Annotated in this window: 16 protein-coding genes, 2 tRNA genes and 1 pseudogene; 11 read left to right on the plus strand and 8 right to left on the minus strand. The window is 69.2% G+C overall.

Going from position 1 to position 13,882, the window contains the following annotated elements:
- Window positions 1-151: 151 nt before the first annotated feature.
- Window positions 152-224, minus strand: a tRNA-Arg gene (locus tag ABGB01_RS44560).
- Between the two features lie 150 nt (window positions 225-374).
- On the opposite strand from ABGB01_RS44560, the gene ABGB01_RS44565 reads away from it, so the two are divergent.
- Window positions 375-854 (plus strand): hypothetical protein, encoded by a 480-nt coding sequence (locus ABGB01_RS44565; RefSeq protein WP_347780277.1) that lies wholly within the window; start codon window positions 375-377, stop codon window positions 852-854.
- 261 nt (window positions 855-1,115) lie between these two features.
- Window positions 1,116-2,138, plus strand: coding sequence for a D-alanyl-D-alanine carboxypeptidase family protein (locus ABGB01_RS44570; protein ID WP_347780279.1), 1,023 nt, complete (start codon window positions 1,116-1,118; stop codon window positions 2,136-2,138).
- Here ABGB01_RS44570 and mscL read toward each other — a convergent pair.
- Genes mscL through ABGB01_RS44585 form a run of 3 tightly spaced genes read right to left on the minus strand, consistent with a single transcriptional unit; the run spans window position 2,135 to window position 3,950 of the window.
- Window positions 2,135-2,533 carry a large conductance mechanosensitive channel protein MscL gene (gene mscL / locus ABGB01_RS44575; RefSeq protein WP_347780281.1) on the minus strand — a complete coding sequence of 133 codons (399 nt, stop codon included), beginning with the start codon at window positions 2,531-2,533 and terminating at the stop codon, window positions 2,135-2,137. The genes ABGB01_RS44570 and mscL overlap by 4 nt on opposite strands.
- 23 nt (window positions 2,534-2,556) lie before the next feature.
- Window positions 2,557-3,147: an RcpC/CpaB family pilus assembly protein gene (locus ABGB01_RS44580; protein ID WP_347780282.1), complete on the minus strand. Its 591-nt coding sequence runs from the start codon at window positions 3,145-3,147 to the stop codon at window positions 2,557-2,559.
- Complete coding sequence (locus ABGB01_RS44585) at window positions 3,144-3,950, minus strand: S-methyl-5'-thioadenosine phosphorylase (RefSeq protein WP_347780284.1); 807 nt, start codon at window positions 3,948-3,950, stop codon at window positions 3,144-3,146. The genes ABGB01_RS44580 and ABGB01_RS44585 overlap by 4 nt, the downstream gene beginning before the upstream one ends.
- Window positions 3,951-4,222: 272 nt before the next feature.
- Between ABGB01_RS44585 and ABGB01_RS44590 the strand changes: the two genes are divergently transcribed.
- Window positions 4,223-4,402 carry a hypothetical protein gene (locus ABGB01_RS44590; RefSeq protein WP_347780329.1) on the plus strand — a complete coding sequence of 60 codons (180 nt, stop codon included), beginning with the start codon at window positions 4,223-4,225 and terminating at the stop codon, window positions 4,400-4,402.
- Between the two features lie 62 nt (window positions 4,403-4,464).
- Here the strand turns inward: ABGB01_RS44590 and ABGB01_RS44595 are convergent.
- From ABGB01_RS44595 to ABGB01_RS44605, 3 genes and pseudogenes are all read right to left on the minus strand, one after another.
- Window positions 4,465-4,581 (minus strand): annotated as a pseudogene (locus ABGB01_RS44595) (FmdB family zinc ribbon protein); the annotation flags it as partial.
- A gap of 43 nt (window positions 4,582-4,624) precedes the next feature.
- Entirely contained in the window at window positions 4,625-6,130 is a 1,506-nt protein-coding gene (locus tag ABGB01_RS44600; protein ID WP_347780286.1) for a potassium/proton antiporter, read from the minus strand.
- Window positions 6,131-6,153: 23 nt separating this feature from the next.
- On the minus strand, window positions 6,154-6,723 hold the full coding sequence (locus tag ABGB01_RS44605; RefSeq protein WP_347624626.1) for a 5-formyltetrahydrofolate cyclo-ligase: 570 nt from the start codon (window positions 6,721-6,723) through the stop codon (window positions 6,154-6,156).
- A 24-nt stretch (window positions 6,724-6,747) separates the two neighbouring features.
- Between ABGB01_RS44605 and galU the strand changes: the two genes are divergently transcribed.
- The 7 genes from galU to ABGB01_RS44640 all read left to right on the plus strand — a co-directional run bounded on the left by galU (window position 6,748) and on the right by ABGB01_RS44640 (window position 11,320).
- Window positions 6,748-7,650 (plus strand): UTP--glucose-1-phosphate uridylyltransferase GalU, encoded by a 903-nt coding sequence (gene galU, locus ABGB01_RS44610; protein ID WP_347780288.1) that lies wholly within the window; start codon window positions 6,748-6,750, stop codon window positions 7,648-7,650.
- On the plus strand, window positions 7,637-8,824 hold the full coding sequence (gene glp / locus ABGB01_RS44615) for a gephyrin-like molybdotransferase Glp (RefSeq protein WP_347780290.1): 1,188 nt from the start codon (window positions 7,637-7,639) through the stop codon (window positions 8,822-8,824). Before galU ends, glp begins: the two co-directional genes overlap by 14 nt.
- Window positions 8,821-9,297, plus strand: a complete 477-nt coding sequence (gene moaC / locus ABGB01_RS44620; RefSeq protein WP_347780291.1) for a cyclic pyranopterin monophosphate synthase MoaC — start codon at window positions 8,821-8,823, stop codon at window positions 9,295-9,297. The genes glp and moaC overlap by 4 nt, the downstream gene beginning before the upstream one ends.
- Window positions 9,297-9,776 (plus strand): MogA/MoaB family molybdenum cofactor biosynthesis protein, encoded by a 480-nt coding sequence (locus ABGB01_RS44625; RefSeq protein ID WP_347780293.1) that lies wholly within the window; start codon window positions 9,297-9,299, stop codon window positions 9,774-9,776. Before moaC ends, ABGB01_RS44625 begins: the two co-directional genes overlap by 1 nt.
- Before the next feature lie 67 nt (window positions 9,777-9,843).
- Window positions 9,844-10,488 (plus strand): GNAT family protein, encoded by a 645-nt coding sequence (locus ABGB01_RS44630; protein ID WP_347780295.1) that lies wholly within the window; start codon window positions 9,844-9,846, stop codon window positions 10,486-10,488.
- 124 nt (window positions 10,489-10,612) lie between these two features.
- On the plus strand, window positions 10,613-11,194 hold the full coding sequence (locus tag ABGB01_RS44635) for a hypothetical protein (protein ID WP_347780297.1): 582 nt from the start codon (window positions 10,613-10,615) through the stop codon (window positions 11,192-11,194).
- Between the two features lie 49 nt (window positions 11,195-11,243).
- Window positions 11,244-11,320, plus strand: a tRNA-Ala gene (locus tag ABGB01_RS44640).
- 313 nt (window positions 11,321-11,633) lie between these two features.
- On the opposite strand, the gene ABGB01_RS44645 is transcribed toward ABGB01_RS44640, so the two are convergent.
- Window positions 11,634-12,557, minus strand: a complete 924-nt coding sequence (locus tag ABGB01_RS44645) for an AraC family transcriptional regulator (RefSeq protein ID WP_347780299.1) — start codon at window positions 12,555-12,557, stop codon at window positions 11,634-11,636.
- A gap of 138 nt (window positions 12,558-12,695) precedes the next feature.
- On the opposite strand from ABGB01_RS44645, the gene ABGB01_RS44650 reads away from it, so the two are divergent.
- Entirely contained in the window at window positions 12,696-13,874 is a 1,179-nt protein-coding gene (locus ABGB01_RS44650; protein WP_347780301.1) for an erythromycin esterase family protein, read from the plus strand.
- Window positions 13,875-13,882 lie beyond the last annotated feature (8 nt).

Consider the following 13,882-nt stretch of genomic DNA (forward strand, 5'->3'; position numbering starts at 1 on the left):
CGCCCAACGCCGCGAACGCGCCCGCATCCGCAGCGAGAAAGGCATCCGCTGGGGAGGCAGACCCCTCGCACCGGCCGCCTGAAACCTGTCACTCAACCCGGTGATCGTTTCCGGTCACAGCACTAGGGGTTGAAAGGCCCGTTCAGGTGAGTGCCCCCGGCAGGATTCGAACCTGCGGCACCCGCTTTAGGAGAGCGGTGCTCTATCCCCTGAGCTACGGAGGCGGACCCTGGTAAGCCTAGCGAAAGTCTGGCGCTGCGTGTGACATGGAGCCGGGGTGAGTTTGGTCAGGTTGGTTATGGGCGTCCTGAGCTGCGGTAAAGGCATGGCAAGTGATCGGATTGTGCCTCGGCAAGCGTGGATAGCGTCTGCGTGTGACCAGGAGGAGATGCGCGCGGGCCCGTCGGCGGCCCGTTGTGTTGTTCGGGGCGTTGCTGGCGCCGGGGATCCTTGCCGGCGGGCTGCTGGCGGGGGAGATGAAGGGCCTCGAGCGGGACGTACGGGTGGCCGGTGTCGAGCACGGGGGCGGGATGGTGGTGTTGGCGCCGGTGCGGTTGCCTGCCCCGGCGCATCCGGATCGTGTGTACGAGGGCGTGGTGCCGGCTCCGGTTCGGGAGGCGCCTGAGCCGGTTCGGCCGGTTCCGGCTGTTTCCACGTCTGGGTCTGAGGGTGGGCCGGAGCCCGGGGCCGAGCGGGTGGTGGTCGAGGAGCCGGTGACGCCTGCGCCGGTGCGGACGGAGACGTCGTCGTGTCCAGGGGAGTGGGCGGACACCTGGTTGTGGGAGTTGTGCCGGGCGCGGCAGCAGGCTGCGGATTCGGACGCGGACGGCGGGGATCTGCTGCCGGGGATCTGAACCGTGGCCCGGTGGGCGGCGTACCCGTTGGTAGGGCGTGTTGAGGGCTCCTGCGTGTTGGGGGCGTTCGTGATGTGGCGTGTTGTGGGGGTTGACCGTACAAAGTGGGTCTTTTGTCTCATAACAGCTCTTCGGAGTTCGCTCCGGACTCTCTGGGGGCTGTAGTAACGTGCGTGCCTGACCCCGGTAACGAGTTTGCAAACGGAGGAGTCGAACGTGCCAGCCCCTCGGTCAGCGGGTCTGATCGCGGTCGTCATGGCCATGGCTTCTCTTGTTACGCCGTCCGCGCAGGCTCAAGCTCTGGAGCGGGAGCCGCGTGATCCCGCCGGCCTGACCGCGCTGCGGAAAGAGGCCGAGAAGTCGGCCAAGGAGCTCGAGGACGCCACCAAGGCGCTCGAGAAACGCCGGTCGGAGATCGCCGCCTCCGAGAAGGAGCTCAAGACCAAGCTCACCGCTCTGCAGGAGATGGAAGGGCGGCTCGCGGTGATGCGGAGGCCCGTGGCCGAGATGGTCGAGTTGATGTACGAGCAGCCGGTCGCGGCGGATGGGGTGCTTCCGTTCCTGTCCGGAGGGTCGGACCAGCGGAAGCTGCGGGCACTGACGGACGCGACCCACATGGTGAGCATGCGGCAGCAGGCGGTCGAGCAGACCAGCGTGCTGTACAAGGAGGCCGAGCGGCTGGCCGCCGAGGCGCAGGAGCTGCGGGCCGGCAACCTGCTGGCCGAGGCGCAGATCGCGGCCGAGGTGGACACGTTGCGGAAGCGGTCGGACAAGATCGTGAAGTCGCTGACGGCGGCGCTCGTCAAGCTGGGTATCAAGATTGACAAGGTGGGGCGGGACGCGCTGGGGTGCAATCCGCTGCGGGCGGCGACGGCCGATGACTATCCCAACGGGCTGATCCCCAAGGGCATGTTGTGCCCGTTGCAGCAGAAGGGGCACAGTCTGAGGGCCGACGCCACCATCGCGTTCGTGAGCCTGAACGAGGCCTATCGCAAGCGGTTCGGTAAGTCGATCTGCGTGACCGATGCCTATCGGAGCCTCGGCGAGCAGCAGTCTGTCTATTACCGGCGGCCGGGGTTCGCCGCCGTGCCGGGGCGGAGCAACCACGGGCTCGGGCTGGCCGTCGACCTGTGTGGCGGGGTGGAGCGGTCGGGGTCGGCGGAGTTTGTCTGGATGGAGAAGAACTCCAAGAGGTATGGGTGGTTCCATCCCTCCTGGGCCTACAGCAGCCCGTTCGAGCCGTGGCACTGGGAATATGACCCCGACATCGACTCCGTGCTCTAGACGGTGACCACCTGCGCGCTGCAGAAGGCGCAGCGGGACGCGGCCTTGGGGATCTCTGACAGGCATTCGGGGCAGTCGCGGGTCGTCGCCTCGACCCTGGCGGTCAGACGGTCTTTGACGTGGGCGTAGGGCTTGACGACGAGGAAGTAGACCACGCCGGCGACGATCAGGAACGACACCACCGCGTTGATGAAGTTGCCGTACATGAAGTCGGACTGGCCGACCGTGACCCTCAGCGAGGAGAAGTCGGGCAGGCCGCCGAACGCCGAGATCAGCGGTGTGAGCAGGTCTTTCACGAACGACTGCACGATCGAGTTGAAGGCCGCCCCGATGACGACGGCCACGGCCAGGTCGATGACGTTCCCCTGCATGAGGAACTTCTTGAATCCACTCATGCAGAGGGATGGTAGCCGCGCGCTCACGGGCCGCCGCCCGGATTGATGATGATCGAAAGACGGCCTCCGGCCTGCGCGGCGGCCAGCTCTGCCGCCTGGGTGGGGGTGGTCGCGAGCACGATCAGGGCGCCGTGGTCGTCGCCGGAGTCTCTCGGGGCCGCCGGGATGGTCAGGACCGTCAGCTCCGACGCGATCTGGCTGGCCGGCCGGCCTTCCTGCCAGGACGCCAGCACGCCGATGGTGGAGCCGGGGGAGATGAGCTCGACCGCCGCGGCGTCGGCTATGCGCACGGGGGCGGCCACCATGCCGGGCGGCAGGCGGAACGAGTGGAGGAGACGGACGTCGGTCAGGGGCTCGCCCTTGCGCATGGGAGTCGCGAGGATCTGGCCGGTCTGCGCGGTGCGCACCGCTCCTGACGGAGGGTGGGCGAGCGGGACGGGGCTGAAGTCGTCGGGGTCGAGCGGGCCTGGGGACAGGTCGCGGGCCGCCACCAGGACCGCGGGGCCGGCGGCGGGGCGAGTGGCGAGGTAGGCGGACAGGACCGCGACGGCGGCCAGCACCGCCGCGATGAGACGGCGGTGACGGCCGTAGCGGCTCAGCCAGGTCTGGATCACGGCAGCTCGAAGGGGTGGTCGATGCCGTCGAGGGCGGTGGGGCAGGGGCAGGTGCGCTCTTCGGGAAGCGCCTGGATGGTCTCGGTCACGAGGGTGCGCATGCGGGCGACGTTTTGGGCGAAGAACTTGAGCACCTCGTCGTGGGTGACGCCCTGGCCGGTCTCCACCCCGGCGTCGTGGTCGGTGACCAGGGACAGCGAGGTGTAGCAGAGGGCCAGCTCGCGGGCCAGGATCGCCTCGGGGTGGCCGGTCATGCCGACGATCGACCAGCCGTTGGACGCGAACCACTGCGACTCCGCCCGCGTGGAGAACCGCGGGCCCTCGATCACCACCAGCGTGCCGCCGTCGACGGTCTCCCAGGCGCCGGCTCTGGCGGACCGCACGGCCACGGCCCGGCCGGACGGGCAGTAGGGGTCGGCGAAGGAGACGTGGGCGGCGCCGTCGGTGTCGTAATAGGTCTGGACGCGGCCTGAGGTGCGGTCGACGAACTGGTCGGGGACGACCAGGGTGCCAGGGCCGTATTCGGCTCTCAGCGAGCCCACTGCGCTGGGCGCGAGCACCTGCCGGACGCCGAGCGAACGCAGCGCCCAGAGGTTGGCGCGGTAGGGGATGCGGTGTGGCGGGAAACGGTGATTGCGGCCGTGCCGGGGGATGAACGCCACGGAACGCGCGCCGATGCGCCCGACCGTGACGACATCGCTGGGCGATCCGTAGGGGGTGGAGAGCTCGATCTCCTCCGCGTCGTCGAGCAGGGAGTAGAAGCCCGAACCGCCGATGACGCCGATGTCTGCGCGAGTGACCATGGCGCAGAGAGTAGCCGGAGTGGGGAGGGGCGGTGGGGAGCAGAATGCGGTTCTGTGGATAACGGGGGGACGCCCCGCACAGGCACGCCGACGGGCCGCTGCGCGCGGAAGGACATGTGCCGACCGGCGGCAGCGCGCGGGAGGGCCTGTGTCGGCTGGTCGCCGGCCGAGGGCCCGGCCCGCACCTCGTACGGCTGCTGCACGGGGTGGGCCCGCGGGCGGGAGCATGCCGAAGACCCGGGCGGACCCGCCCAGGCGAACGGCGCGGTCAGTTGGAGGCGGCGGCCGGCGCGGGAGCCGGGGTTGAGGAGCCGGAGTCGCCCGACTTGCTCTCCGAGGACTTCGACGACGAGTCAGCCGACGACGAGTCAGCCGACTTCGAGGACGACGACGAAGACGCTGAGGAGGAGGTCGAGGCGCCAGAGGTCGACGAGCGGCTGTCGGTTTTGTAGAACCCCGAGCCCTTGAACACGATGCCGACGGCGGAGAAGACCTTCCGCAGGTTTCCTTCGCAGCTCGGGCAGACCGTCAAGGCGTCGTCGGTGAACTTCTGGACGACCTCGAGCTGCTCACCGCAGTCGTTGCAGGCGTACTGGTAGGTCGGCACGCGCTTCTCCTTCAGCTTTGGCACTCGAGGGATGCGACTGCTAATGCTAACCGATGCCGTCAATCACCTATTCCAGCCCCCGCTCGCCGTACCAGCCTGCCAGCTTCCCGCTGCGGCTCACGGCGCGGATGCGGCGTTCGACCTGGTCGCGGCAGGCGGCGGTGGCGACGACCAGGAGCTGGTCGTTCACCCTGACCCTGGTGGTGGTGGCGGGCACGAACGACTTGCCGTCACGCACGATCAGCGTCACGGCGGCTCCGGCGGGCAGCCGCAGCTCGAAGATCTCCACACCGTGCAGTCGCGAGCCCGGCGGCACGGTGATCTGCAGCAGGTCGGCCTGGAGCTCCTCCAGCGGCGCCGACTCCACCGACAGGTCGTGCGCCTCCGCCGGCGCGGTCACCTTGAGCCGCCGGGCGACGAACGGCAGTGTCGGCCCCTGGAGCAGGGTGAACACGATGACGATCACGAAGACCTGGTTGAAGATCTCTTTGGAGCCCTCGACACCTGAAGCCCAGGGGATGGTCGCGAGCACGATCGGGATCGCGCCGCGCAGCCCCGCCCACGACAGGAACGCCTGCTCGCGCCAGCTCACCCAGCCCATCCGCAGCACCCATGCGACCGCCGAGCTCGCCATGACGCACAGCGGACGCACCAGGAGCACCATGACGGTGCCGGTGATCAGGCCGGGAATGATCGCCGACGGCATCTCCTTCGGGCTGGCCAAAAGCCCCAGCATCACGAACAACCCGATCTGCGCCAGCCACGCCGCCCCCTCGGCGAACCCCCTTGTCGCCGCCCTGTGGGGCAGCCGCGAGTTGCCCAGGATCAGCCCGGTGAGGTAGACGGCCAGGAATCCCGAGCCGTGCAGCAGCACCGCGCCGCCGTACGAGACGAAGGTGAGCGCGAGCGCGGCGATCGGGTAGAGGCCCGAGGCGGGCAGGGCGACGCGGCGCAGCGCGTACGCGCCCGCGGGCCCGACGGCGAGGCCGACCGCGGCGCCGATGATCAGCTCGATCGTGGTTTCGAGCAGGAACGTTCCCAAGCTGGGAGATGAGTGCGCGGCCCCGCTCAGCAGCACCACGGCGATCACGGTGGGCGCGTCGTTGAAGCCGGACTCCGCCTCCAGCACGCCCGCCAGGCGGGGTGGCAGCGGCAGCCTGCGCAGCACCGAGAAGACGGCCGCCGCGTCGGTGGAGGCCAGCACCGCGCCGAGGATCAGCGCCGTGTTCTGGTCGATGCCGAGCAGGCCCTGGACGACCAGCGCCAGCACCACGATGCTGACCGCCACGCCCACGGTCGCCAGCACCACCGCTATGGGGACGGACCGCCGCACATGGGACCAGTTGGTGGTGAGCCCGCCCTCGGCCAGGATCACCGCCAGCGCGGTCAGGCCGATCTGCTGGGCCGCCTGAGGGCTGTCGAAGGGGATGCCGAATCCGGAGTCGCCCAAAAGGATGCCGAAACCGAGGAAGACCAGCAGGCTGGGCAGGCCGGTGCGATGGGCGAGGCGTACGGACGCGATGGCGGCGATGACGATCACGGCCCCGAGAAGGAGCCAGACATCAAGCGTCATTCAGCCCCCTCTCATCCCTGCGGTCACATAAGACTAGTAAGGCCAGACGGTGTCATGGCATAGCGGATGCGGCGGTCGTGTGGTTCGGACGGGACATCGTCGATCAGCTCCCCGTCGTGGAGCAGGGCGACCGTGGGGACGTTGGGACCGACTCTGGCCAGGGCTCGATCGTACGAGCCGCCGCCGCGGCCGAGGCGTACGCCCGTCTTCCTGTCCACCGCCAGGGCGGGCACGATCACGAGGGCGGCGGTGCGGACGGCGTCGACGCCGCGGCGGGTGTCGACGGGCTCCATGATGCCGAAGCGGCCGGGGGCGAGTGTGCCGGGCCCGTCATAGACCGCCCAATCGAGGTCGTCGTCCTCACGAAGCACCGGAAGGATCACGGTGGCGCCGTGTTTCCACAGAGCGAACACCAGCCCGTGCGTATCCGGCTCCGACCCCGTTGACCAGTAGCAGGCCACCAGACCGGCCATCTGGACCCACGGTTGTTCGAGCAGCGTTTCACGGACCTTGACGGCGTTTGCCCGTAGTTGCTCGGGGGAGAGTGCACTACGCGCCGCGTTAAGCTCGCGGCGCAGGTTGAGCTTGTCCACAGGTGCCTCCACTAGGGTCTACTCATGGCTGACTTCGACCCTGTGACGAAAGCCGTCGTGCCCGCCGCGGGTCTGGGCACCCGGTTTCTCCCGGCGACCAAGGCGACACCGAAAGAGATGTTGCCCATCGTCGACAAGCCCGCGATCCAGTATGTCGTTGAAGAGGCCGCCTCGGCGGGGCTCCTCGACGTGCTCATGGTCACCGGCAAGAATAAACGGTCAATCGAGGATCACTTCGACCGGGCGTTCGAGCTGGAGGAGGCCCTCGAGGCCAAGGGCGACGAGCACCGGCTGTCCCAGGTTCGCGAGCCCGCCTCGCTCGCGACGCTCCACTACGTACGCCAGGGCGAGCCGAAGGGTCTCGGCCACGCGGTGCTCTGCGCCAAGCAGCACGTGGGCGACCACCCGTTCGCCTGCCTGCTCGGTGACGACCTGATCGACCACCGCGACCCGCTGCTCAAGCGCATGATCCAGGTGCGCGACACGTTCGGCGGAAGTGTGATCGCGCTGATGGAGGTGCCCAAGGAGCAGGTCTCGCAGTACGGCGTGGCGACCATCGAGGCGACCGCCGAGGACGACGTCGTGCGGGTCACCGACCTGGTGGAGAAGCCGCCGGCCGACGAGGCGCCGTCCAACTGGGCGATCATCGGCCGCTACGTGATCGATCCCGCGGTGTTCGCGGTGCTGGAGGACACCCCGCCGGGGCGCGGTGGCGAGATCCAGCTCACCGACGCGCTGCGCACGCTCGCCGCCCGCGGCTCCTCGGAGGGCGGGCCCGTGCACGGGGTGCTGTTCAGAGGGCGGCGCTATGACACGGGCGACAAACTCGACTATCTGCGGACGGTGGTGAAGTTCGCGGCGGACCGGGAGGATCTGGCGCCGGATTTCGTGCCGTGGTTGCGGGAGTTCCTCGATGAAATCGGTTGACGCGCATCTGGCCGACATCCTGGCCACTGTGCGTCCGCTGGCGCCCCTGGAGCTCGACCTGGAGCAGTTGCTGGGGGCGACGCTGGCCGAGGACGTGTCGTCGCCGGTGCCGCTGCCGCCGTTCGACAACTCGGCCATGGACGGGTACGCCGTACGGGCTGACGACTTGTCGGAAATTCCGGTTACGTTGCCGGTCATCGACGACGTGGCGGCCGGGTCGACCGAGTTGCGGGCCGTCGGGCCCGGCCATGCCGTACGCATCATGACCGGGGCGCCGCTGCCCGCGGGAGCCGACACCGTGGTGCCGGTGGAATGGACGGACGGCGGCACCGTCTCCGTGCGCATCGACCGCCGCGCCGAGCCCGGCAACGCGATCCGGCGGGCGGGGGAGGACGTCCGGGCGGGCGACGTGGTGCTCAAGGCGGGCACCGTGATCCGTCCCGCGCAGCTCGGCATCATCGCCGGGGTGGGGCGGCGCAGGGTGATGGCGCGGCCGCGGCCCAGGGTCGTGGTCCTCTCCACGGGCGCCGAGCTGGTCGAGCCGGGATCCCCGCTGGCCACCGGGCAGATCTGGGAGTCCAACAGCTACACCCTGACGGCGGCCGTTCGGGAGGCGGGCGCCGAAGGCTACCGCGCGGGCTCGGTCGCCGACGATCCGGCCGAGCTGCTCGACCGGCTCGACACCCACCTCGTGCGCGCCGACGCGATCATCACGAGCGGCGGGGTCTCGATGGGGGCGTACGAACCGGTCAAGGAGGCCCTGTCGCCGCTGGGGACGGTCCGGTTCGAGAAGGTGGCCATGCAGCCGGGGATGCCGCAGGGGTTCGGCGTCCTGGGGGACGACCAGGTGCCGATCTTCGCTCTGCCCGGCAATCCGGTGTCGTCCTTCGTGTCTTTCGTGCTGTTCGTACGCCCGGCGCTCGACAAGATGCGCGGCCTGCCCAGCGGCATGCCGGAGCTCGTGACCGCCAGAGCCGCGGCTCCCTTGCGTTCGCCGTCCGGGCGGAGGTCGTTCCTGCGTGGCGCGCTCGCGCCCGACGGCACGGTGACGCCGGTGCACGGGCAGGGCTCCCACCAACTTGCCGCCCTGGCGGTGGCTGACGCGCTGATCGTGGTTCCCGAGGAGGTCACCGAGGTGGCCGCGGGCGCCACGGTGGAGGTGATCAAGCTGTGAGCGAGCTGACCCACATCGACGAGACCGGCGCCGCCCGCATGGTCGACGTGTCCGCCAAGGACGTCTCGGCCCGCACCGCCACGGCGAGCGGCCGGGTGCTGCTGACGGCCGAGACGGTGGCGCTGCTGCGGTCGGGCGAGATGCCCAAGGGCGACGCGCTGGGCGTGGCCAGGATCGCGGGCATCATGGGGGCGAAACGCACCCCCGACCTGATCCCGCTCTGCCATCCGATCGCGCTGCACGGCGTGAAGGTCACGCTGGAGGTCGAAGACTGGGGCGTGGCGATCACGTGCCGGGTCAAGACGGCCGACCGCACCGGCGTGGAGATGGAGGCGCTGACAGCGGTCTCGGTGGCCGCGCTGGCGCTGATCGACATGGTCAAGGCCGTCGATCCGGGCGCGGTGATCACCGACGTGCGGGTGGAGGAGAAGCTGGGCGGGAAGACCGGCCGCTGGACCCGGGATCCGGCGTGATGCGGGCTCTCGTGATCACGGTGTCGAACCGGGCGTCGTCCGGGGTTTATGCCGATAAATCCGGCCCCATCCTGGTCGACCTGCTGCGCGGCGAAGCCGGCTGCGAGAGCGTCGAGGGCCCCGTGCTGGTGCCCGACGGCGAGGCGGTCGAGCGGGCGCTGCGCGACGGCGTGGCGGAAGGCTTCGACGTCATCGTCACGACCGGCGGCACCGGTCTGACGCCGCTCGACCTGACGCCCGAGATGACGGCCAGGGTGATCACCCGGGAGGTTCCGGGGATAGCCGAGGCCATTCGCCAGGCAAATCGCGAAAAAGTGCCTACTTCCGTACTATCCCGGGGATTGGCCGGGCAGGCGGGCACAACCTTGATCGTAAATTTGCCGGGATCTTCCGGCGGCGTACGCGACGGCATTGCCGTACTCGCGCCGATTCTGCGGCACGCGGTCGATCAGATCCAGGGCGGCGATCACCCGCGCTGACCACGATCCGCATCCTCGATCGCTGACCCCGTGGCGACATCATGTCCGATGGGGGGATGATGAAAGCGTGGATCGACTTCGTGGCTGGCCGGCGACTCTCAGGGAAGGTCCGGTCGGCCTGCGGCCGCTGCGGCTGAGCGACGTGCGCATGTGGCGCGAGACCCGGCTGCGCAATGCCGACTGGCTGCGTCCCTGGGAGCCGAGCAACCCGGAGACGCCGCTGTTCAGGACCGGTCTCGGCCCCTACATCTCCGTGGTCGGCACCCTGCGCCGCGAGGCCAGGCAGGGGCTCGCGCTGCCCTGGGTCGTCACGTACGACGGGCGCTTCGCGGGGCAGCTCACCGTCGGCGCGGTCGTCTGGGGATCCGCCCGCTCCGCCCAGGTCGGCTACTGGATCGACGGCGCGCTGGCCGGCAAGGGCATCACCCCCACCGCGCTGGCCATGGCCGTCGACCACTGTTTCTTCACCACCGGCCTGCACCGGCTGGAGGCGAACATCCGCCCCGAGAACCAAGCCAGCCGCAGGGTGGTTGAGAAGCTCGGATTCCGGGAAGAAGGCATTCGGCGGCGCCAACTCCACATCGATGGAGCCTGGCGCGACCACATCTGTTACGCGTTGACCGTCGAGGACGTTCCTGGCGGCCTTCTCGTGCAGTGGCGTCGTGCGCGCGAGTCGGCCACTCACGGCGGTTCTCCCGTCGAAGAGGTTTGACGATCTCGCGACACACCGCACCGAATGCTCGTCAATTAGTGACACGCGGTCTTACGGTGCGTGACGTGAGCACATTGAAGACGCAACCAGCACACTCGCGTCTTCGTGCTGCCCGGAGGTGCCCGTGAGCATCCTCCTCTACTTCGCCATCGTCGTGATGTGGCTCTGCGTCCTGATCCCGATGTGGCTGCGCAGGGACAAGACCAACCTGGCCGAACTCGCCGAACTCGAAGAGCACTACACCGGCGAGCACCAGCTGCCCGACCTCGACAACCTCGACCCCTCCGACGCCGACGAGGACGACGGGGCCGTGCCGATGGAGGTCGAGAAGGTCGACGTCCGCCAGTTCCGGCTCCGCCGCCGCGCCATCATCGTGGCCCGCCGGCGCCGCCTCCTCTTCTTCACCGCCCTGCTGGTGCTGGCCTCGGTCGTCACGGCAGCGGTCAAGATGATCCCATGGTGGGGGGTCGCCCCCTCCGTCGTCATCATGCTGGCGTACATGGCCTTTCTCCGCATCGCCGTACAGGTCGACAGGGAACGGCGCGAACGTGCCGGTCGGGTGCGCGCTGAGCGGCAGCGGCGGGCACGTGAGCAGCGGCGGGTCGTCGAGGAGGCGGAGGCCGAAATCATCGATTTCGCCTCGCACCACACGGATGTGCTGTTCGATCAGTACGCTGAACCGCCCAAGCGAGCGGTGGGCGACTGAAACGGTGGCGCGAGGACCCTCCGGAGTTTGCTAATCTGGTCGAGTCCTTGGGGATGTAGCGCAGTCCGGTAGCGCACTTCGTTCGCATCGAAGGGGTCAGGGGTTCGAATCCCCTCATCTCCACCAGAAGCCGTTCGCGAGACGGCTGGATTGAAGTTGACGGGATCCCGTCTGATCATCGCGATCAGGCGGGATCTTGTCGTTTCAGGAGTTTCCCGAATCTGGTTCGTCCGGGTTCGGGGTTCCGAGAGTCGGCGAGATGAGTGGCTCGGGTGCTGTCACGCGGTCGTGTGGGCGTGGTGAATGGCCTGATGGCATGGCGAAGCCCTCGGCTGGCGCGCTGGTAGCGGGTGCCGGCCAGGTCGGCGCGCAGGCCGGTTACCTCGGCGATGAGGACGGCGGCCCCTCGCATGAGAAATGGCAGCCCGGGTTCAGGCGGTCATTCAGCTGTTGCGGGGGCGATCGCTGCCGGTCTGACGCGTGCTTGGGCCTGATGGCGGTATTTACCTGGCGCGAGGCGGAAGTGCCTTTTGAAGGCGTTGGCGAAGGCGAACGTCGAGGTGTAGCCGACGCGGGCGGCCACGGCGTCCAGGGAGGAGGAGGGTTCGCGGAGGAGCCGGGCGGCCATGGTCATGCGCCACCAGGTCAGATAGGTCAGGGGTGGCTGGCCGGTGAGGGAGCCGAAACGGCGGGAGAACGTGGCCCGGGACAGCCTTGCCCTGTCGGCCAGTTCCTGCACGGTCCATGGGTGGGCCGGGTCGTCGTGCATGGCGTTGAGCGCGGCGCTGATGTCCGGCGCTGCCAGCGCTGCGGCCCAGCCCGTCGCGGTCTCGCCTCGGGGGTGCGCCTCGAACCAGACTCGCAGGACGTACAGGAGAAGCATGTCGAGCGCCACGGGCAAGAGGGCGGCGGCGCCCAGGCGACGGCTGTCGACCTCGGCGCCGAGGACCTCCACGGCTGCCCGCAGCCCTGCGTGGTGGCCCGGGCGGGCCGGGATGTGGATGGTCCCGGGCAGTTCGCGCAGGAGGGGGTGGGTCCACTCGGGGCTGAGCTCGTAGCCGCCGCACAGGGTGACGGTGGTGGGTGAGGCCGTCGCGGGTTCGTTGCCGGCCGCCGTCGTGGCCGCGCTGTCGGCCAGGGCGTACCCGTCGCCGTGCGGGGAGAACACGACGTCGCCAGGAGCCAGGTGCGTGGGTTCGGCGGCGTTCTCGATCAGCCAGCACGTGCCATGGAGCACCACCAGGAGGCCGGCCGTTCCCGGCTGGTCGGGGAAGTCCTGGCGCCACGGCGCCCGCCATTCGACCCGCTCCCCGCCTGGGGTGCCCACCCGCACGACGGAGATCACGTCGCTGACGATGTCCATCTCAACGTCTCTCTGCATTGATACGTTCGCGTATAAAACTGCCACAATCAAGTATTCATTGTCTCACGCCTCCCTTCTAGCCTTGTTTTCATGGCACGTGCAGCAGAAACCACGGCAATGACGACAACAAGACATTGGGTGGCTGAGCACGCACGCGAGCTGCGGACCACCGACCCGGCCGAAGCGCTTACCGACCTAAACCCGCTCCGAGACCTGCTGGCCGATGCGGTGATCGTGGGTGTGGGCGAGCCGACCCGCGCGGCGCACGAGGTGGTGACGCAGGGGCATCGGGTGCTCCGCCTCCTCGTCGAGGACCTGGGCTTCCGCGTCCTCGCGATCCAGGACGACGAGACAGCGGTCGAGCGGGTGAACGCTTACATCCGCGGCGGTGAGGAAGACGCCCGTGCGGCGCTGTCCGACCTGTGGACCCCATGGCGCACCGAGGAGCTGCTCGCCGTCATCGAGTGGGCGCGGGCGTTCAACCGGCGGCATCCGTCGGACCCGCTACGGATGGTGGGGCTGGATCCTCCGTCCGCGCGGGTCTCGGATTACCGGGCCGTCATCGAGCACGTGGCCGGCGTACGTCCCGACCGGCTCCACGATCTGCGCTACCACTACGACACGATCGTGACCGCCCATGAGGTGCCCGAACACGTGCAGCACGCGCGAGGCAGCCATCCGGGGCGTCCCTTTGCCGACCACGCACGCGACGCCTATGACCTGGTGGCCGCGCTGCCCGACCCCGGCGCCGCGCTGGAGAAGGCCAGGCTCATCCTCGACTGGCACGCCGGCGGCTTCGCCGGGGGCGGGTTCGACTACGGCGTGACCCGGCGCCGCTCGATCGCCACGCTGACCTCGCTGCTGCGCGACGGGGCAACGAAGATCGCCTACTGGGAGGGCATCTCGTTCACCGCGAACGCGGCCCGCGTCATCCCAGCCGCCCTGCTCGAACCCTTCCAGAGCGTCGGCAACGAACTGCGCGAACGACTGGGCGGCGGCTACTTCTCCTTGCTGATCGCCTTCGCCCGCGGCGATGTGAGCGGCCTCCATCCGGGTCAGCGGGCGCCCGATCCGATGTCCGGGTCGGCCGACGCCATGCTGGCCGCGGCCGGTCCTGACCGCTACCTGCTCGACCTGCGTGCCCCGCGCCCGGAGCCGGTGAACGACTGGCTTCGCGGCCCGCACAAGCTGCGCGTCATCGGTGGGATCTACGACGCCGAAGCCGACCCCGAGCACTACCTGACGACCGGCCGGCTGGACGAATGGTTCGACGCCGTGCTGCAGGTGGGCGCCGTCACCCCGACCACCCTGCTGTGAGAGACGAG

It is taken from the genome of Nonomuraea sp. B5E05 (assembly GCF_039880665.1).
In the GTDB taxonomy this organism is placed as follows: domain Bacteria; phylum Actinomycetota; class Actinomycetes; order Streptosporangiales; family Streptosporangiaceae; genus Nonomuraea.

What these genes read in the sequence shown, in the direction of transcription:
- ABGB01_RS44570 (WP_347780279.1), top strand. Translation starts at nt 1,116, where the DNA reads ATGGCTTCTCTTGTTACGCCGTCCGCGCAGGCTCAAGCTCTGGAGCGG.
- mscL (WP_347780281.1), bottom strand. Translation starts at nt 2,533, where the DNA reads ATGAGTGGATTCAAGAAGTTCCTCATGCAGGGGAACGTCATCGACCTG.
- ABGB01_RS44585 (WP_347780284.1), bottom strand. Translation starts at nt 3,950, where the DNA reads ATGGTCACTCGCGCAGACATCGGCGTCATCGGCGGTTCGGGCTTCTAC.
- ABGB01_RS44600 (WP_347780286.1), bottom strand. Translation starts at nt 6,130, where the DNA reads ATGACGCTTGATGTCTGGCTCCTTCTCGGGGCCGTGATCGTCATCGCC.
- galU (WP_347780288.1), top strand. Translation starts at nt 6,748, where the DNA reads ATGGCTGACTTCGACCCTGTGACGAAAGCCGTCGTGCCCGCCGCGGGT.
- glp (WP_347780290.1), top strand. Translation starts at nt 7,637, where the DNA reads ATGAAATCGGTTGACGCGCATCTGGCCGACATCCTGGCCACTGTGCGT.
- ABGB01_RS44625 (WP_347780293.1), top strand. Translation starts at nt 9,297, where the DNA reads ATGCGGGCTCTCGTGATCACGGTGTCGAACCGGGCGTCGTCCGGGGTT.
- ABGB01_RS44645 (WP_347780299.1), bottom strand. Translation starts at nt 12,557, where the DNA reads ATGGACATCGTCAGCGACGTGATCTCCGTCGTGCGGGTGGGCACCCCA.